At 60.1% G+C, this 17,856-nt stretch carries 16 protein-coding genes; all 16 read right to left on the bottom strand.

Features of this window, described 5'->3' with window-relative positions; all coding sequences use genetic code 11:
- Position 1: 1 nt before the first annotated feature.
- Positions 2–1,117, bottom strand: coding sequence for an NAD(P)H-dependent flavin oxidoreductase (locus tag Q3C01_RS10655; protein WP_458145276.1), 1,116 nt, complete (start codon positions 1,115–1,117; stop codon positions 2–4).
- A 10-nt stretch (positions 1,118–1,127) separates the two neighbouring features.
- Positions 1,128–1,847 carry an SDR family NAD(P)-dependent oxidoreductase gene (locus tag Q3C01_RS10650; RefSeq protein WP_458145275.1) on the bottom strand — a complete coding sequence of 240 codons (720 nt, stop codon included), beginning with the start codon at positions 1,845–1,847 and terminating at the stop codon, positions 1,128–1,130.
- A gap of 148 nt (positions 1,848–1,995) precedes the next feature.
- The gene (locus tag Q3C01_RS10645) at positions 1,996–2,961 is read right to left on the bottom strand and encodes a helix-turn-helix domain-containing protein (protein ID WP_458145274.1); all 966 of its coding nucleotides are present in this window, start codon (positions 2,959–2,961) and stop codon (positions 1,996–1,998) included.
- Between the two features lie 753 nt (positions 2,962–3,714).
- Complete coding sequence (locus Q3C01_RS10640; protein ID WP_458145273.1) at positions 3,715–4,428, bottom strand: SDR family NAD(P)-dependent oxidoreductase; 714 nt, start codon at positions 4,426–4,428, stop codon at positions 3,715–3,717.
- A gap of 119 nt (positions 4,429–4,547) precedes the next feature.
- A complete protein-coding gene (locus Q3C01_RS10635) occupies positions 4,548–6,065 on the bottom strand; it encodes an FAD-dependent oxidoreductase (RefSeq protein ID WP_458145272.1) in 1,518 nt (505 codons plus the stop codon).
- A gap of 137 nt (positions 6,066–6,202) precedes the next feature.
- Positions 6,203–7,321, bottom strand: a complete 1,119-nt coding sequence (locus Q3C01_RS10630; RefSeq protein ID WP_458145271.1) for an enolase C-terminal domain-like protein — start codon at positions 7,319–7,321, stop codon at positions 6,203–6,205.
- A gap of 3 nt (positions 7,322–7,324) precedes the next feature.
- Complete coding sequence (gene folE, locus Q3C01_RS10625; protein WP_458145290.1) at positions 7,325–7,948, bottom strand: GTP cyclohydrolase I FolE; 624 nt, start codon at positions 7,946–7,948, stop codon at positions 7,325–7,327.
- 158 nt (positions 7,949–8,106) lie between these two features.
- Positions 8,107–9,525, bottom strand: coding sequence for an MFS transporter (locus tag Q3C01_RS10620; RefSeq protein ID WP_458145270.1), 1,419 nt, complete (start codon positions 9,523–9,525; stop codon positions 8,107–8,109).
- Positions 9,522–9,809, bottom strand: a complete 288-nt coding sequence (locus Q3C01_RS10615) for a DUF1427 family protein (protein ID WP_458145269.1) — start codon at positions 9,807–9,809, stop codon at positions 9,522–9,524. Before Q3C01_RS10615 ends, Q3C01_RS10620 begins: the two co-directional genes overlap by 4 nt.
- A 20-nt stretch (positions 9,810–9,829) precedes the next feature.
- Positions 9,830–10,489 carry an isochorismatase family protein gene (locus Q3C01_RS10610; protein ID WP_458145268.1) on the bottom strand — a complete coding sequence of 220 codons (660 nt, stop codon included), beginning with the start codon at positions 10,487–10,489 and terminating at the stop codon, positions 9,830–9,832.
- Positions 10,490–10,654: 165 nt separating this feature from the next.
- Complete coding sequence (locus tag Q3C01_RS10605; RefSeq protein WP_458145267.1) at positions 10,655–11,611, bottom strand: LysR family transcriptional regulator; 957 nt, start codon at positions 11,609–11,611, stop codon at positions 10,655–10,657.
- Positions 11,612–11,627: 16 nt separating this feature from the next.
- Positions 11,628–11,801 (bottom strand): hypothetical protein, encoded by a 174-nt coding sequence (locus Q3C01_RS10600; protein ID WP_458145266.1) that lies wholly within the window; start codon positions 11,799–11,801, stop codon positions 11,628–11,630.
- Between the two features lie 192 nt (positions 11,802–11,993).
- A complete protein-coding gene (locus Q3C01_RS10595) occupies positions 11,994–13,103 on the bottom strand; it encodes a quinone oxidoreductase family protein (protein ID WP_458145265.1) in 1,110 nt (369 codons plus the stop codon).
- A gap of 27 nt (positions 13,104–13,130) precedes the next feature.
- Positions 13,131–14,621, bottom strand: coding sequence for an enoyl-CoA hydratase-related protein (locus Q3C01_RS10590; protein ID WP_458145289.1), 1,491 nt, complete (start codon positions 14,619–14,621; stop codon positions 13,131–13,133).
- 138 nt (positions 14,622–14,759) lie between these two features.
- Positions 14,760–16,079, bottom strand: coding sequence for an epoxide hydrolase family protein (locus tag Q3C01_RS10585; RefSeq protein WP_458145264.1), 1,320 nt, complete (start codon positions 16,077–16,079; stop codon positions 14,760–14,762).
- A gap of 31 nt (positions 16,080–16,110) precedes the next feature.
- Positions 16,111–17,829: a GMC family oxidoreductase gene (locus tag Q3C01_RS10580; RefSeq protein WP_458145263.1), complete on the bottom strand. Its 1,719-nt coding sequence runs from the start codon at positions 17,827–17,829 to the stop codon at positions 16,111–16,113.
- Between the last annotated feature and the right edge of the window lie 27 nt (positions 17,830–17,856).

The raw sequence follows: 17,856 nt of genomic DNA, 5'->3' as shown, positions 1-17,856 counted from the left end.
TTCAAATTGCTTGCGCGGGTGTCGAGTTCGACAGGCGGTCAAGCAACCTCAACCGTTTGATTCCATCTTCCGCCAACTTGATCATGAGCTGCGTGGCCGGCAATTCGCTTGCAAGAGGCGCGGCCTGACCCGACCAGAATGGCGTGAAATCTGTGTTTCCCTCTTGCTCCGCTTTCGCACGCAGGGGTGTGAGCTCTCCGAGAGGCAGTGGAAACTCAGGCAACGGATCGAGGCTTGACGACAGATCGCCTGCGAGCCGGTTGGCAAGAGCGCGTGCTGGCCGTCCGGTGAAGACGCTCGTCAGAACGGTGGCATCCGCCCGCGTATCACGCAGGGCCTCACGATAGAGCGGCGGTGTTGCTGCCTCGGGACAGAGGAGAAAGGCTGTCCCAAGCTGTATTCCTGCAGCGCCCAAAGCAAAGGCGGCTGCAATACCGCGTCCGTCGGCGATTCCACCGGCGGCTATAACCGGCACCCGCACAGAATCAACAATTTGTGGCACCAGCGCCAGCGTACTTGGTTGCGAGGCGGCCGCCTCGTTGAGATTGCGAGCCAGGAACATGCCCCGATGTCCGCCCGCCTCACAACCTTGAGCGATCACGGCATCGGCCCCATGAGCCTCCAACCACCGCGCCTCCTCTACCGTCGTCGCGGACGATATGACACGACAGCCGGCTCTCTTGACCCGACCGAGCAACGGCTGTTCCGGCAAACCAAAATGAAAACTGACGATCTCGGGTCTGGCGCGCTCGACGATCGTGCACATCGCGTCACCGAACGGCGCGAGATCCAAACGGCGCGGCCGCTCATCGCCAATTCCGAGCTTGCGACGATATGGCGCCAGTCTTTCATGCCATGCAAGCTCGCAAGCCGCATCCGTTCTCGCCCGTGCATGACAGAAGAAGTTGACGTTGATCGGCTTGGTGGTGGAACGCCGCAGTTCCTGAATTGTCTCCGACGCGGCGCTGGGCTCCATCATCGCGCAGCCGATTGAACCCAATCCCCCGGCTTCGCAAACTGAAGCTGCGAGTCCGACTGTGCCCAAGCCAGCCATTGGCGCCAAGATGATAGGATGCTCGATTTTGAAAAGCTCGATCAGACGTCGGTCGGGCCACATCGCAATTCTCCTACCAACGGCCCGCCGACGCACCGCCGTCGACATCGAGGATTGCGCCGGTCACGAATGAAGCTTGCTCGAGATAGAGCACGGCATCGACGATGTCCCTGCTCTCGCCCATGTGGCCCACCGGCTGCAAGCCTGCGAGGAACGGATAGTTTTCCGGTGCATGCATCAGGGTCCGTATCACGCCCGGCGAAACGGCATTCACGCGCACACCCCTGGTCGCGTATTCGATTGCGAGCGACCGGGTGACCGCGTCGAGGCCACCTTTGGTCAGAGAGGCCAGCGCCGCTGGGAGGCAGGCCATCGGTTGCGCAACGATCGCGGTCGTGACGTTGACGATGTGACCCGAGCCTGCCCGCAACATCCTGGATGCTGCCTTTTGAGAGATATGAAAAAACCCTGCGAGGTTGACGCCTGTTGCCAAGGCAAAATCAGTTGCTGAGTAGTCGATGAAGGGTTTGGGGATGAAAACGCCAGCGTTGTTGACCAGCGTATCGATGCTGCCAAAGCGCTCGATGGCCGTGCCGACGACGCGTTCTGCGGTGTCGACAGCGGATATGTCTCCGTCGACAAGAACGATCCGCTCGCCGGCGATCTTGCTCTTGCTGATGGAGCGGGAATTGGCAACGACCGCATATCCGATATCATGGAATCCCTTGACCAAGGCAGCTCCGATACCTTGCGAGGCACCGGTCACAACAGCAACTTTTCGTTGAGCGGGCATGATCTCTCCGTTGTCGCCGGCACCAAGGTTTGAGGGAGGAAGAACATTGGCCGCGGCGCTACGAAACGGAGATAGCTAAACCACAAGTCGACGGCTTTGCCTCGAGTGCTGTCGTTTTGTCATTTGTTGCTGTCGAGAGAGGCTGCAGCTACGGTGTGTCGCGCGATCCAAGCTTCTCACGATATCGACCGGGTGATTGACCCGTCGCCTGCCTGAACGCCCGCGTGAAATTGGCCTGGCAGGAGAAGCTGAGCGCCAAGGCAATATCCACCAGGGGTCGCTCACTTTGAATCAACAAAGCTTTCGCACGCTCAAGACGCTTAACGCTGACATAGCGATGAGGAGATTGTCCCATTGCCTGCCTGAAGGCTCGCGCAAAATGATATCTGCTCAGGTGTGCAATCGATGCCATTGAATCTATCGTGAGGTCACCTTCCAGGTTTTCTTCGATGTAATCCAGCACGCGCAGCAGCCTGCGTCGATCGAGTCCTCCTCTAGCGGAGCGGGGAAAACGCTCGACGAATGATGCGTTGATATGCCTTTGAACCAGCCTTGCTGCTAGACTGGCTGCGAGAGCTTCAATGAGCAAACCGCCGCCTGCGGTCTGACTCTCCAGCTCTGATACGATGGCCTGTGCGATCTCCGCCAGCAGCGAATCCTCGAAGGCACTTTCGTAGCTCGGCACGCCGATCTCTGATCGATCGCAGTCGGCGCCTAAGCTGCTCGGGGAGAACCGGCTCTGTGGTAAATAGATATGCAAGATTCCCGGTAGATCGCCGTCGATTTCGACCGAGCCCTCCCGCCAACCCGGAGGAGACAACCAGATTGTGCCGCGGTTTGCGAATACCCGATTTTCAATGCTAGCGGCCCGCCGAGTGACCAGCGATCCGTTGCCGCGGACATCGACGCAAATCTCGATATCGGTTTGGGGGCCCTTCCAGGCGATCACACCTTTGTCATGCGACCGCAGTTCGGCCGACAGGCCGGACCAGGCTCGATCTGCAGAAGACAGCAGCAAGCCCGTGGAACCGTATTTCTCCCAACCTTTATCTAAAACATCGGTTCGAATAGCTCGCCGCTTTGGTTCAGGGCTGCATTCACACGTGTCCAGCATTGTCTTTGCTCGTTGCTAAAAATCAAAACCCGTGTCTCCTGCCCCATCGGCCAACGGTTTCCGCCTGTGCGACGAAAGGTGATGCCGGACACTTGGGGGTGGTCCTCTAACTTCACAAGAGGAAGTCGACCTGCAAAGCCGTACGAGAGGTCGTTTCGGGTCAAAATGCGAGGAACCCACTATGAGCAAATTTAATCCACTGCAGCAGGCTGCATCGCACGTGCCGATGATCTAGTTGGCCCGCCAAAAAGCGGACGCACTAACCGTCGCGGCTGCAACTCCAATAGACCTGCCGCAGCTTCGCGCTTCGCGTTCGAGGGCGATCAGATCCAGTTTGATACTGCTCCTCGGATAATCCGTTTTGCTCGCCCTGATATCCGATTTTACGACGCGCATCGGATTGACCTGTACCGATTGGTCGACGCGCTGTATCTCAGGGTGAGAAGATAACGAACGGGAATGGCACGGACTTTGGAAGCCAACCCGAGAGGCAAGCTAAAAGCCATTTTTGAATCAATTGGATGCGATGGCGGAGAGAGTGTCAGTCAATCCTCATTGAAAGACAAAGCATTTTCGATCTTTCAGGGCCAAAACCTACCGTTTGAGCTACGGCCGGAAAAATGGGTTTTTGGCTTCAAATCCCCGTCCGCGCTGCACCAGGAGCGGCCTCTCGCTAGGTGCTATTTATCGAACGAATCGTCCGAAGCGCGTCTTCACACACTTCGTCCTCAGAACGAATGTCAGAATTGCCGATCACCACTTTTCCCGGGAAGTGCGGACATCAATTTCAAATGACCAACCCCGAGGGGGTTGGCGGTAAAGGAACGCGAACGCATCCACGATTGCTTCGATGCTGATCAGGCTTTCTTCCCGGTTGGCGGCGTCCGGAAAATTCTGAAAGATCTTGTCTCCCGCTATCGCTCCGTCGACGAGGACATGACCGACATGAATGCCATCTTCGGCGTATTCCTTCGCCATGGCCTGCGCAAGCGTCCGCAGTCCCGCCTTTGCCGAATTGAACGCGCCATAGTTTGGCCTGCCTCGCAATGAAGCGCTGGCGCCCGTGAAGAGAAGCGTACCAGCTTTCTTGAGCCGCATTCGGCGGATCGCCTCCCGGCCGAATAGAAAGCCGCCGAAGCAAACAACCCGCCAGCTCTGCTCGAAGTAGGCGGCGTCCATGTCGATGATTTTTCCGGGGGTGTTGTTTCCGGCATTGTAGATCGCGAGATCCAGGTCAGTGCCCGCCGCATCGAATAACCTGCCGATATCGCTTTCACTGGTCGCATCGGCAACGATCGGGACTGATTGCCCGCCGCCTCGCGTGATTTCCGCCGCAACGGCGTCGATAGCCGATTGCGTTCGGCCGGCAACGATCACCTTCAGGCCGTCGGCGGCAAACCGCTTGCACAATTGCGCTCCAAGCCCGCGTTCCGGCCCCACACCAATCACAATCGCTGTTTTCGTCATCGCCTTTGCTCACCTACTTGCTGGTTTCCCGAGCTTAGGAGTGCCTGGACGGCAAAAACACAATAACAGTCATTTGGAGGTGGCTTGCAGTCTTTTTGATGCTGTAGACGGCGCCCACTCTAGTTTCTTCGCTCCATCGCCAGCTCCTGCTGAAGGCTCGTAAGGTCACGATAGATCGAGGCGACAGCCAGGACGCGGCCCTTCTGGCGGTATTCGACGAGGCAGTCGCGCCCCGCGATGCTGCCATCGATCCTGATCTCGTCCCACTGTTCGGCATGACCGACGTAGTTGATCGGAACGTCGTAGTGCTGGCTCCAGAAGAAGGGTACGGCATCGAAGCGCTCGCGCTGCCCGAGCATGTTGCGCGCCGCGGTTTGGCCTTGCCGTTCAGCGACGACCCAGTGCTCGACCCTGATATTCGTACCGCTGCGGGGATCAGGCCAGCGCGCGATGTCGCCAGCCGCGAAAATGCCTGACGCAGAGGTTTCCAGAAAGGCATCGACCGTCACGCCGCGGTCGGTCGCAAGTCCCGCCTGCTCGGCCAGCGACAGCCGCGGCCGCACGCCGACGCCGAGGACGACCATGTCGGTTTCGATCGTCCCTCCGCTCTTCAGCACCGACCGCTTGCCGTCCATCTGCACCACCGTGTCCTGCAGATGAAAGACGACGCCATGCTCCTCATGCAGCGCGCGCACGAAATCGCCCATCTGGACGCCCAGGACACGCTCCATCGGCCGCTTCTCCGGGGCAACGACATGAACCTCGAGATTCCGGGTACGCAAGGCGGCTGCGACCTCGAGACCAATGAAGCCCGCACCGATCACCAGCGCCCGCTTCGCGCTGCCCGCCGCGGCAATGATCGCGCGGCTGTCGGCGAGCGTGCGAAGGGTATGGACACGCTGCGCGTCTGCTCCGGGAATTTGAAGCCGCACCGGTTCGGCGCCGGTGGCAAGCAGGAGGCGGTCGAACGACACCGCAGTTCCATCGGCCAGTTGCACGTTGCGCCCCCTGGGATCGATGGACACAACCGACGTGTTGAGGCGGAGGTCGATGCCGGCGTCGGGATAGAAAGCGTCCGGACGTAACGGCATCCAGTCCTCGGGCGCCTGAGCCGCGAGATAGTCCTTGGACAGGTTGGGCCGGTCGACCGGCGCAGCCGCTTCGTCGCTGAGCATGGTGATGGCGTTGGCAAATCCCTCACGCCGCAGCATCTCGGCCGCCGCAAATCCGGCCCCGCCACCGCCGACAATCACGATCTTCCCGGGCGTAGCGACCGCACGCCGCGACGTGACGGGCGGCGTTTCCAGCCTGCGCCGCACGAATATCTTTTCCCCCTCCCGCTCCACCTGCCAGACCGAGAGCCGGCCCAGCGCCGGCGGCCGGATGGCTTCACCCGTCCGCAACGAGAAGCAGGCATGATGCCAGGGACAGCGGATGGTGTCGTCGACCACCAATCCGTCTGCAAGCGGACCGTGATAGTGGCTGCAGTAAGGATCGATAGCGAGCACCTCCCGGTCGACTTGCACCAGAAGCACTTCGTCATCAGCGACATGGCCAAGCAGCTTGCCTTCAGTGAAATCCGCAGGCAGCACGCCTTGCGTCAGATCGGGTCCAGCCGGCTTCTTTTCCTCGCTCATGACGGTCTCTCCTTGCGCATCCATAATTGTCGACGATGAATGGAACGACGTTTCAGTTGAGCGGCCTGGGCGAAAGAAGTTCCCGAGGACGCCAGGGGGAAGTCAGTGGTGCTGGCCTTGCCTTGGTCTGCCATCAGTCAAATCGTGTCGAGTTTGCGCATTTTTTCTTTGTCCCACGAAATTCCGCTGCCGGGCCGTTGCGATGGCAACACATTGCCATCGACGATTTGTAACGGCTCCTCCAAAAGCGCATCAGCCCAATCCACATATTCGAGCCAGTGAGCCGTTGGGGTTGCGGAAAGAAGTTGGGCGCTCACTTCAGGCATCAGGTGAGAAGACATCTCAATGCCTCTAGCCGCCGCAAGCGCCGCGGCCTGCATCCAGCCCGTGACGCCGCCAATCCTGGCAACGTCCGGCATGACGTAGTCGCAGGCGCGAGCGCTCAAGGCGGAGAGCATGCCTTCGGGGCCATTGAAATTCTCGCCGATCTGGACGGGTACCCTTAGCTCCCTGGCGATGGCCGCGCAGGCTTCATAGTCTTCATGAGGGATCGGCTCTTCGAGCCAGCAGATCCCTTCGCGCTCAAGTTGGCGTCCGCGCGCAATCGCCTCTGCCGTTGTCAGCGCCTGATTGTAGTCCGCCATGATGGCGACGGCGTCACCGACAACGTGGCGAACCGCTTTCAACGCAGCCAGGTCCTGTTCGGCTGACGGGTATCCCAGCCGAACTTTGACGGCCTTCAGGCCCTTCGCGAGTAGCGCATCTGCTTCCTTCGAAAGTCGGCCGGGCTCCATCAACCCAAGGCCGCGACTGTCATACGCCGGCAGATCCCGCGGCTTGCTTCCCAGCAGGCCTGCGAGCGGCACTCCCGCGGATCGCGCCAGCGCATCCCAGAGCGCCATGTCGAATAGCGAAAGCGCCATCCGGACCGTACCGGTGACACCAAGCAACGCGAATTGACGCCCGAGCGATCGCGACGCGTCGTAAGGTGTCACCGCGCTCCCCGCCAGCAGATCGACGACTTCCGTCAGGTGCGCAGCGATCGCGCGCACCCCTGATGGCCGGTAGCAGAAGGCGTAGGCATGACCGGTCGCGCCATCGTCGGTCACGAGATCGACCAGCAGAAGAGGAACCGTCCTGACGATCGCCGCACTCGTACCGAGCGTGAAGTTCAGCGGAACGAGCACGCCGCGTGAGGTCAGGGAGCGAAGCTTGACTGGCCGGATGCCGGCACCGGTGGGATTCGTTGCTTTCATCGTTCAGGTTGCCATACCGAAGAATTCCTGACGGGTCAGGGCGTTATCGCGGAAGCAGCCCAGCATGCGGCTGGTGACCAGGTCGGTGCCGGGCTTGTGGACGCCACGGGTAGTCATGCAGTGATGCGTCGCCTTGATGATCACCCCGACGCCCTGCGGACGAAGGACATCGTTGACAGTATTGGCGATCTGCGCCGTCAGCTTTTCCTGGATCTGCAAACGCTTGGCATATACGTCCACCACTCGGGCCAGCTTGGAGATGCCGACCACGCGGCCATTTGGAATATAGGCTACCCAGACGCGGCCGATGATCGGCGCCATGTGATGCTCGCAGTGGCTCTCGAAGCGGATATCGCGCAGCACAATCATCTCGTCATAACCTTCGATCTCCTCGAAGGTCTTTGCCAGCATTTCAGCGGGATTCTCCCGATAACCGGAGAAAAATTCCTCGAAGGAGCGGGTCACGCGCGCGGGGGTCTCGACCAGGCCGTCTCGTTCGGGATCTTCACCCGTCCATCGAATGATGGTTCGTACCGCTGCCTCGACCTCGGCCCGGCTCGGCCTAGCCGCGTGGAGTCCCGGCGATATTGCGCGATCCAGCGAGTGTACATTTTGACTCACAAGCATGCTCCTCTGTACAAAATTGCAATCAACACCTGTCGCATAACGTCCAATGCGCATTGGATGGTGGTTCGACTGATAGGTTCCCGAGTTTCATTTCAGGTGAGAAGGCAATTGGCGTGCGGATCCGGCTGCTGATAGTTGCGACGATCGGTCCATCGCGCTCACTCTCCTCGCGAGCCCTGTGCCCCAGCCAAACTGCCACCCTTCCTGGCCCAGGCCGTATCTCGCGTTACAGCGGCCAGCACTATGATGGAAATCAATCCAAAGCCTGCGATAAACCACAGCCCTCCAGCAAACTCTCCAGTCAAATCCTTGAGGATTCCCACAGCGTAGGAATTAACAAAGCCCGAGAGGCTTCCTACTGAGTTCACAGTCGCTATTCCTGCTGCAAGAGCGCTTGCAGGAACCACCGCTCTTGGCAGAGTCCAAAAGATCGGTATTGCTGCATAGATGCCGAAAGCCGCTACGCACAGAAACGCCAGCTTCAAGGTTGGCGGATCCACTATCGTGGAAGCGACCAGACCGCTGATTGACATCGCTAGCGGCAGAAAGAGGTGGAAGCGTCGCTCATCCAATCGATCCGACCGGTAGCTCCACCAGGCCATACCAACGGCCGCGATACCAAAGGGAATCGCCGTCACAAAACTCGTTTGCAGGATCGACAAGCCAAAGTGCTGAACAATTTGTGGTAAGAAAATGCTGTAGGCATAGTTAAGTCCAACGACACCGAAGTATGCCAACGCCAAGAGTAGTACGATAGGCAGGCGAACGGTTTGCAAAATTCCTAGTTCGTGACGCGGGAAATGAGCCGCGTCGGAGGCGAGTCGCCGAGACAACCAAACTTGCTCCGCTATAGTAAGCCATGGCGCTTTGCGAGGGTCGTCACTCACCATGCGAAGAGTGATGGGCGCCAACCCGAGAGCCGGAATTGCTTCGAGGAGGAACACCCATCGCCAGCCCGATATGCCGGCGACGCCGTGAAGCTGCATGATGATGCCCGATATCGGGGACCCGATCACGCTCGCGACCGGCATCGCCAATAGGAACCCGCCGATCATGCTGCCCAATGACGCGGCTGGCACCCAACGAGAAAGATAAAGGAAAATACCAGGTGCGAGCCCGGCTTCAGCTGCTCCAACAAGCAAACGCACGACATAGAACGACGTCTCGTCCTGCACCAACATCATTGCTACGGAGGCAATGCCCAGTGCGAACATAACCGCTGCGAACCAATAGCGGGCACCAAAGCGTTCGAGCATGACATTTGCGGGAATCTCCAGAGCAACATAGCTGAGGAAGAAAATGCCGGCGCCGAACCCGAAGGCTGCCGAAGACAGTCCGATATCCTTACTCATGGTGAGTGCCGCGAATCCGATATTCACCCGATCAAGCCATGCGACCACAAAACACGTAAAGAATAGCGGGATGAAACGAAGCCTCAATTTTCTCAACGTCGAGTTTGCAACTTGCTCCATATCTTCCGCTGGATTGGCATAGTTGGTGACGGATTCGAACGGCGGTTGATTAGGTGAAGGCGGCGTGGCCTGGCCGCGATGCAGGATCAGGTCGGGAGCGCTCATGATCCGTTCCCCACCAGCTTCACCGATGTTTGGTCGCCATCCAAGCCGCAGCCGGGCAGCGCACCGAACACGTAAGGCGTTGCGCATTTCACCTGCCGCCACATGGCCGTGGGGGTGTACTTCGCGACCACTTGCCTGGCGGTCGGGATGATCTGCTCGCCGCCGAGCATCCCGAGCAGGCCCACCAGCGCCACCAATGGCGGCGCTGGTGAACGCACGTTAAGGAGGTTGTAGATCACTCCGACCAGGACGCCGACCGCAAGTGAGGACATATAGGCTTTCATAACGTGCTCCCACGCGCCCATTACTTGGTGGCCGAGCCGACTTCCTTGGCCCGCTGGTAGCTTTCCATGACGGCCCGATAGTTCGGCGTGGCAATAGTGTAGATGTCTGCGATTTCGGCCGCTTCCGGACGCCTCCAGGTCCTGTGCAACTCGCAGATCACCGCATTGGTCGTGGTCGGCACAATGTCTGCCTGCACGAAGCGCGCGAGCGTCGTCTGAGAAGCCATGATGCTCGGATCGCCCGATGCATCCATGACGGCAAAGACGTCATAGCCGGCAGCTTTCGCGTCGAGCGCCGGAAACATGACGCACACGCTCGTCCAGACGCCGGCCATGATCAGCGTCTTCTTCCCGGTCTCGCGAACGGTCTTGACGAAGAGCTCGTTGTCCCACGCATTAACCTCGCCCCGGCGCGGCACGTAGACGGCGTGCGGCGCGAGTTCGGCGATCTCGGGCATGACCGGGCCATTTGGACCATCCGGTACAGATGCCGTCGTGATGACCGGCACCTTAAGCAGGGTTGCGATCCTGGCTAGCGCCGAAACGTTCGCCCTTAGTTCAGCGACGGTAACGTCCTTGACGGTTTGAAAGAGGCCCGATTGGTGATCGAGCAGGAGCAGCAGGGCGTCGTCGATGTCGATCAGGCCTTTGCCACCTCCACTGGGGAGAACGTGTGCCATTGTCGTGTCCTTAGCTAATCGGTTTGCATGCTACTGGGCGGTCTCTAGGACCGGAGTTGTCGGCGTTGGCCAACCAACTTCAAACCGTAGCTAATGGGAGTCCGACGACGCTGGAATTGTCGACGTGCTCATATCGTCTCTTACCGTTAGTATGAGCAGACGCTGCTAAACGGCCAGAGCGGGATGGGACAATTCGGCGGGAGCGATGGCACGCACGTCACCGCCATCCCTCATCGCGGGATCTCCCTGTACGATCTCGCTCAAGAATTCGATCATAACACGGACCCGCGGGGGCAGATTGCGACGCGAGGGATAGACGAGCGTCAAAGGAAAACGCAAAGGTGGAAATTCCGGCATCAAGACGCGCAGCCGGCCTGCGCTGATGTCGTCGTCAGCATCGAGATGAGACAGCAAGGCAATACCATGCCCATTGAGCGCAGCGAGGCGCACGGCCTCGGAGTCACTGGCGCGAAACCGACCCCGCACAGGCACTGGCACAGCACCTTCCGGCGACGTGAACCACCAGATATTGTCCTGTCCCCATCGACGATATTCGATGCAATCGTGCTTTTGCAGGTCCGAAGGCGCTTCCGGCGCAACACGTCCTTTCAGATAGCTCGGCGCCGCGACGAGCAACCCGACCGTGGTCCCGATCCGGCGCGAGATCAGTGCGGAATCGCTGACCATGCCGACACAAACCTGAAGATCGATCTCTTCTCCAATGAGATCGCGTGGACCGTCGTGCATGATGAGATCAATTGACAGCTCGTCGTGCTTTTCCAGCAGGGCGCCTAGCCGTTTGCTGAAATAGTGGCCCAGCGGCGACGGCACGCTCAGGCGGACGCAGCCGACAGCCTTGCCGCGACGGCGGCCCGTCTTCTCCATGAGTCCGTCGGCTGAATCGATAAGCTGCTGTGCCTCTGGGACAAGCCCTCGCCCCTCTTCCGTGAGCGTCACAGCGTGCGTGCTACGCTGGACCAGACGAGCCCCAAAATGTTCTTCGAGAGCGCTGACCTGCCTTGAGATCGCTGGCTGCGTAAGTCCTCGCTCCGTCGCCACGGCCGAGAACGAGCCGACCTGGCCGACACGAACGAACGTGCGAAGCGCAGCGATCAAATCCACGGCTCATGCCTCGACATCAACCGCCGTGAGGCGTCCACGCGCCGGTCGTATGGCCCACCGTCGCATCGCCGCTCTGCTCGCTGCTGGAATCAGCCGGAGGGAAGACGCTGTCATATATCGACCGGGCTTCCATGATCAGGCGGATGCGCTCGCGCTCGGATTTTGAGACAAATCGAATAACCTCGGCCATAACAAGCTCCATATTGGATTAAAACTATCATTCCTTAGCTCGATGTGGGACACTTGGGTCCCTCTCTGAAGTTCCGCCCATGGACACGAAGCAATAAAATGTGCGTGACAGGCCGAATGGTGGATTCGCCAAGCACTCCCTGGAGGAACGGATCGCGGGGTAACCTTTTGCACATTCCTGAGTGCGATTCGCCTACTGAAGGTCCAGGTCCGGATCCACAGTCACCGCGATCTTTCCAAGTGTGCCGCTGCCGGCTCTAAGCGACTCCAGACCCGCATTGATGGCCTGAATGGAGCTGTCGATGCTCCGTCCGATATGCGGAGTCACCAATCCCTGCACAGCCCACTCAGCTGCCAGAGTGAGACCGCGCTGGAGAAAAACCTTCGCGCTGGCATCGAGAGTGTCGGGTTCAGAGAAGTAACGTAGCAGATTGATATTGATGTGCCCCGCGCCGCGTTCAGCCAAGATGGAATCGACAGGGCTCTTCGTTTCGGCACGCCGAGTCGTCTTTCCGGGACCTACTCCGAGCACAATCCAGCTGCCCCCTCGGCGCACGGTCTTCGCCGTTTCGACGAACCCGGCCTCGCTGTAAGTGGCGTCGAATACGACGTCGGCGCCCCGTCCATCGGTCAACTTCGTTATCTCGGCAGAGATGTCGTCACGCTTATAGTCGAAGACATGGTGCGCGCCGAACTGCTGGGCCAATGCTATCGATTGCGCCGTGCTGCCGCTGCTGATGACCTGGTCGGCTCCCAGAACGCGAGCGGCCATCTGCACTGCGAGATGACCGACGCCACCGCCGCCGCCTGGGATGTAGACTGTGTCCCCGGCACGGACGGTTTCATAGAGACTGCAATACGCGGACAGAAAGCACATCGGAATGACCGCCGCCTGACGGTGACTCAGAGAACACGGTTTGCGGACCGTCAAGAAGTCCCGCGCCAAGGCGTAGCTACCGTTGTGCCCGTTTTCTCCCCCGGCGGCCCAGCCGCCGTCGCCGTTCAGATCGGCCATTGCCATAACTTCATCGCCGGGCCGCAGACCGCGAACCGCACGTCCGACAGCGACCACGACCCCAGAGAGATCGAGGCCCAGAACGACCGGGGGCGTCCGACCCATGAAATTGAGGTCTGCGAGTTTATACTCCAGCGGGTTGAGCGATGAGGCGGCGACGCGGACAAGTACCTGGTCCTCGGCCGGCTTGGGCACAGGGACACGAACAGCTTCCAGCGGGAGGCCAGCTCGATGCTTCGTATAGCCGATGCCGAGGAAACTCTCGGGGATATGCAGGGCTTGAGTCATGTTCCGTCTCCTCTCACCTGTTGCGCCTCAACCGCCCAATCGACCGACGTGATATCCAAGCCGGCTTTCGACATCGCCCGGATAATGAAAGCCGCGCTCAAGCAGAGTCTTGATCCTGTTCTGGCTGGCAGGACGTTGAACGGAAGCGATGAAGGCGTCCCATTCGGGCGCGATATCTGCATCGGATGGCAGGCTCGCCACGTTGACCAGGCGTTTGGTTTCGGCGATCGCCTGCTTGTCGAAGGAGGCGATCCGCGTCGCCAGCGCGTCGACGAAAGCATCGAGTTCGGTGTCCGGGAGCGATCGATTGACATAACCGTAGCGTTCGGCCAGATCGCCACGGATATCGTCGGCGCCAAGCAGCACTTCCAGCGCACGGCCCCGACCGATCAGGCGCGGCAACCGCGCCATCGGTCCACCGCCCGGCACCAGACCAGCACCGACTTCCCATTGCGAGAGGATGGCCTTTTCACGACTCGCAAACCGCATGTCGCTTGCAAGTGCAAGTTCACTGCCCACGCCTGTCGCGCGGCCGCGAATCGAGACTATGGATGCAACGGGCGCCCGGCTGAGACGAGCCAGCATGTCGGGCAGCGCCTGCAGCCCCGTCGGTCCGACCGGCAACCTCGTGGATTCCTCCAATGGCGCAAAAAAATTGTAGTGGGTCAGGAAGAACCCTTCGACCGCGCTGTCGAAGACCACGACCTTTACCTGTTCATCGGTTTCGAGCGCCGTGATGATCTCGTTCAGTTGCGGGACCGTCTCCGGACCAAAGATGTTGAGCGGCGGGAGGTCGAAGGTGACTCGCCAATAGAATGGCGAACGACGCTCGAGCCTGATCTTGCCGGCGCGGGTCGGCGCCAGAAGTTTCAGGAGCGCTTCGGCCGCAGCCCTGGATGAGGCCGGATTTTGGCCCGTGACAAGTCTTCCGTCGGTAATGACGAAGCTTGCCCAATCCGCTGCTCTTTCATACAGCCCACCGAGGCGCTTCAGCTCATCCTCAACAAGGAACGGCACGACTTTTGTGAGCCCTACCGCTTCCTCCTCGCTGTTGGTGAAGCCAGCCACCCGCTTGCCCTTCACGATCGGCTGGCCCCGGAATTTGACGCGATGGAGCACGGCGGGCGCATGACAGACGGCAGCCACCGGCTTGCCGGCATTGTAGAAGGACTCGATGAGCGCGATCGAATGCGGATCCTCGGTCAAGTCCCACATCGGGCCGTGGCCGCCCGGATAAAAGATCGCATCGTAGTCCACCGCCCTGACAGCGGAGAGCTTTCGCGTATTTGCGAGCGCCGCCTGGGCCGCAGGATCCTCCTTGAAGCGCCGCGTCAAATCGGTTTGCCCCTCCGGCGTATCGCTGATCGGATCGAGGGGCGGCTGTCCTCCCTTGGGCGAGGCGAGCGTGACGACCGCTCCAGCGTCGAGGAAAGTGTAGTAAGGCGCGGCGAACTCCTCGAGCCAGAATCCGGTCTTGCGGCCGGTGTCGCCGAGCTTGTCGTGAGAAGTCAGAACCATGAGGATTTTCATTTGGATGCTCTCTAGTGGTGGCGCCACCAACTGACGCGTTGCGTTTGATGGAGTTGCGATTCTGGTCGTATTAATCGTTCAGGTGATGAAGGAAGGACGCGCGTCTTGGTGCACGCCCTTCTGTTCTCAGCTCGATTGCCGCAACGACTTGAACGCCGTGCGCATCTCTGCTGTGAACAGCTCCGTCTGTTCCCAAGCGGCGAAGTGACCGCCTTTGGGGAGCCTGTTGTAGTGGATCAGTTTCGGATAAGCCTGCTCGGCCCAGGTCCGCGGCGCAGCGTAGAGCTCGTCAGGGAAGACGCTCACGGCGACCGGGATCCTGATGCCCCTGGGGTCGAAGAAGCCTCCCGTTGGATGGTGAGCGTTGTCCCAGTAGAGGCGCGCCGAAGAGATCGCGGTGTTCGTCAGCCAATAGAGCGTGATGTTGTCGAGAACGTCATCCCGCGTCAGCCCCTCCGTCTTTTCGTCGAACACGCGGGCGATCATTTTCTCGCTGCGATCATCATGGTCGATCATCCAGGCCGCGAGACCGACCGGGGAATCGACGATCCCGTACAGCGTCTGCGGGCGGTTGTTCATTTCGATGGCGTAGCCCAGACCATTCTTGTTGAAGAAATCGAGTTGGTCCCACGCATTGCGTTCCTCGACCGTGAGATCGGCGGTCGGCGCTTCACCCCGCGCCAGTGCCTTCGAGATGTTGGCCGGAACCGTGGCCGGCATGTTGGTGTGGATACCGAGTAGTCCCGCCGGCTCCTGCACGGCCATGTTCTCCGTGACGGCATTCCCCCAGTCGCCACCCTGCGCCACGTACCTTGTGTAACCGAGGCGCTGCATCAGCGTCGCCCACGCCCGGGCGATGCGAGGCGGATTCCAGCCAGGCGCTGTCGGCTTTCCTGAGAAGCCATAACCGGGCAGCGACGGGATCACGAGATGGAACGCGTCGGATGCGCTGCCACCGCGGGCCGTGGGATCGGTCAGTGGCTCGATGATCTTGATCTGCTCGATGATCGAGCCGGGCCAACCGTGCGTGACAATCATCGGCAGCGCATTTTCGTGCTTCGATCGAACGTGAATGAAATGAATGTCGAGCCCGTCGATCTCCGTGACAAATTGCGGAAGAGCGTTCAGTTTCGCCTCAATCTTGCGCCAGTCGTATTGCGTCAACCAATAGTGCGCGAGTTCGCGCATAGTGGTGAGCTGCACGCCCTGGCTCGTATCCTCCACTATTTCCCTTTCAGGCCACCTTGTCGCAGCGATCCGCCGGCGGAGATCAACGAGTTGCTCTTCCGGAACGTTGATGTGAAACGGGCGGATTTCGTCGCTTCGGGTGGCGGACGCTGCGTGTGGAGAGATCAGGCTCGCTGCTCCCGCGGCAACGATTCCCTTTGCGGCGGTGCCAAGAAGCTGGCGTCGGTCGACAGTGGTGTTGTTCAAGCGTTTGGTCATTGCGAACTTCCTTTCTCGGGAACGGGAGGCATCAGGCTGCGAGGATCTCGGCGAGACGTTCGCCGATAATCACGCAAGGGGCCTGGGTGTTGCCGGTGGTGATGGTGGGCATGATCGAAGCGTCGGCGACGCGCAGGTTTTTCACGCCGTAGACTCGCAGCTTCGCGTCCACGACCGAATGGTCGTCCTGGCCCATCTTGGCGGTGCTGGTCGGGTGATGCATCGACATCGCGCCGTCGCGGATCAGATTATCCAATGCCTCGCCTGCGATCGGTCCCGGCAGAATCTCGCGCTTGACGAACGGCTTCATCGCTGGCGAGTTGCCGAGCGCCCGGGCTATCTCCATGCCCTTGCGCAAGGCTGCCAAGTCGCGGGGATCGGCAAGCATGTTGGCATGGATCTCCGGCGCCTCGCGCGGGTCCGCCGATTTCAGCCGAAGGAAGCCGCGGCTTTCCGGGCGTACCAGGCCCGGGCTGATGGACCATGCGTTCGCGACGGCGTGGTGTCCCGTGACCTCTGAAAGATAAGGCGCTTCGATGTGCCAGATGTGGAGGTCCGGCGTGTCGAGGTTCAGACGGCTCTTCGCGAAGAGATTGGCCTCGGCCGCGTTGTTCCGGATGACGACTGGTTCGGGGGCCTCCCAAAGGCCGCCGCCAATGATCGGGTGATCCTGAAAATTTTGGCCGACACCTGGAAGGTGCGATGTGGTGGCTATGCCGAACCGAGCGAGCTCAGCACGAGCGCCGATTCCCGACAGCATGAGGATCTTCGGCGTCTGGATCGCACCCGCCGACAGCACGACCTCGCTTGAAGCTCTGATCGAGCGGACCTTGCCTTGCCATTCGAACTCAACACCGCTCACGGTGTCGCCGTGGATCGTGAGACGATTGACATAGGCGCCGGTCAGCACGGTCAGGTTGGCCTGATCCATGACCGGATAGAGGTAGCTCGAGGAGATGTTCAGCCGCCGACCGTCACGGATACGAACATTGGTGATGGCCGCGCCGGCCGGGCCTTCCTGCATAACGCCGTTCTGATCAGCGAAAGTCGGGATACCGATCGACTCGGCGGCTTTGAGGAAAGCGGGAGCGATGGGATTTGGATCGGGTGCAGGCTGAACGAAGACCTCGCCGCCGCTGCCGCGCCGCTCGGCGTCTGGAGCACCGTGCCAATCTTCGATACGCCGGTAGATGTCGAGAACATGCCGGTAATCCCAGGCGTCGTCGCCGGCTTCCCTTGCCCAATGATCAAAATCATTCTTGTGGCCATGGGCCCAGACCATCGCGTTGATGCTGGTGCCGCCACCCAAGGCCTTGCCCATCGCCTGGGTGATCGAACGGTCGTTGACACTCGCGTTTCGTTCAGCGCCAAAATTCCAATCGAGTTCGCCGCCCTGGTTGAAGAACCAGGTCTCGGTGATCAAAATGCCGGGCTTCAGGTCGTCGCCGCCCGCTTCGAGCAGGAGAACCTGCGCATCCTTGTTCTCGGCCAAACGACGAGCCACGACCGAGCCGGATGCCCCGGAACCGATGACGATGTAATCATAGGTGGAGCGCAGCCCCGCCCGGAGAGCTGTTTGGTTCGCGGCGATGGCGAGGTATTTATCTGCGGCTTCGGATACAGCCGCCGCGGGCAGCCCCAGTTGTGATGCGCGCTGAACGAAGGCCGTACGGTCGAGTTCCCGACTGAGCAGTTGGCCTTCCAAGAGCGCGAACTTCACCTGTTTTGAAGCGGATTCCGTCTCGAACATAGCGTTCTCCCGACGTTGAGCCGTGGC

The sequence above is a fragment of the Bradyrhizobium sp. UFLA05-109 genome (genome assembly GCF_054185165.1).
This window is presented reverse-complemented; position numbering and strand designations above follow the sequence as displayed.

Excerpts from the sequence above, each read along its gene's own strand:
- Q3C01_RS10640 (WP_458145273.1), bottom strand. The coding sequence starts at position 4,428 with ATGACGAAAACAGCGATTGTGATTGGTGTGGGGCCGGAACGCGGGCTT.
- Q3C01_RS10585 (WP_458145264.1), bottom strand. The coding sequence starts at position 16,079 with ATGACCAAACGCTTGAACAACACCACTGTCGACCGACGCCAGCTTCTT.
- Q3C01_RS10620 (WP_458145270.1), bottom strand. The coding sequence starts at position 9,525 with ATGAGCGCTCCCGACCTGATCCTGCATCGCGGCCAGGCCACGCCGCCT.
- Q3C01_RS10635 (WP_458145272.1), bottom strand. The coding sequence starts at position 6,065 with ATGAGCGAGGAAAAGAAGCCGGCTGGACCCGATCTGACGCAAGGCGTG.
- Q3C01_RS10590 (WP_458145289.1), bottom strand. The coding sequence starts at position 14,621 with ATGGTTCTGACTTCTCACGACAAGCTCGGCGACACCGGCCGCAAGACC.
- Q3C01_RS10580 (WP_458145263.1), bottom strand. The coding sequence starts at position 17,829 with ATGTTCGAGACGGAATCCGCTTCAAAACAGGTGAAGTTCGCGCTCTTG.
- Q3C01_RS10595 (WP_458145265.1), bottom strand. The coding sequence starts at position 13,103 with ATGACTCAAGCCCTGCATATCCCCGAGAGTTTCCTCGGCATCGGCTAT.
- folE (WP_458145290.1), bottom strand. The coding sequence starts at position 7,948 with ATGCTTGTGAGTCAAAATGTACACTCGCTGGATCGCGCAATATCGCCG.
- Q3C01_RS10650 (WP_458145275.1), bottom strand. The coding sequence starts at position 1,847 with ATGCCCGCTCAACGAAAAGTTGCTGTTGTGACCGGTGCCTCGCAAGGT.
- Q3C01_RS10610 (WP_458145268.1), bottom strand. The coding sequence starts at position 10,489 with ATGGCACACGTTCTCCCCAGTGGAGGTGGCAAAGGCCTGATCGACATC.
- Q3C01_RS10600 (WP_458145266.1), bottom strand. The coding sequence starts at position 11,801 with ATGGCCGAGGTTATTCGATTTGTCTCAAAATCCGAGCGCGAGCGCATC.
- Q3C01_RS10615 (WP_458145269.1), bottom strand. The coding sequence starts at position 9,809 with ATGAAAGCCTATATGTCCTCACTTGCGGTCGGCGTCCTGGTCGGAGTG.
- Q3C01_RS10645 (WP_458145274.1), bottom strand. The coding sequence starts at position 2,961 with ATGCTGGACACGTGTGAATGCAGCCCTGAACCAAAGCGGCGAGCTATT.
- Q3C01_RS10630 (WP_458145271.1), bottom strand. The coding sequence starts at position 7,321 with ATGAAAGCAACGAATCCCACCGGTGCCGGCATCCGGCCAGTCAAGCTT.
- Q3C01_RS10655 (WP_458145276.1), bottom strand. The coding sequence starts at position 1,117 with ATGTGGCCCGACCGACGTCTGATCGAGCTTTTCAAAATCGAGCATCCT.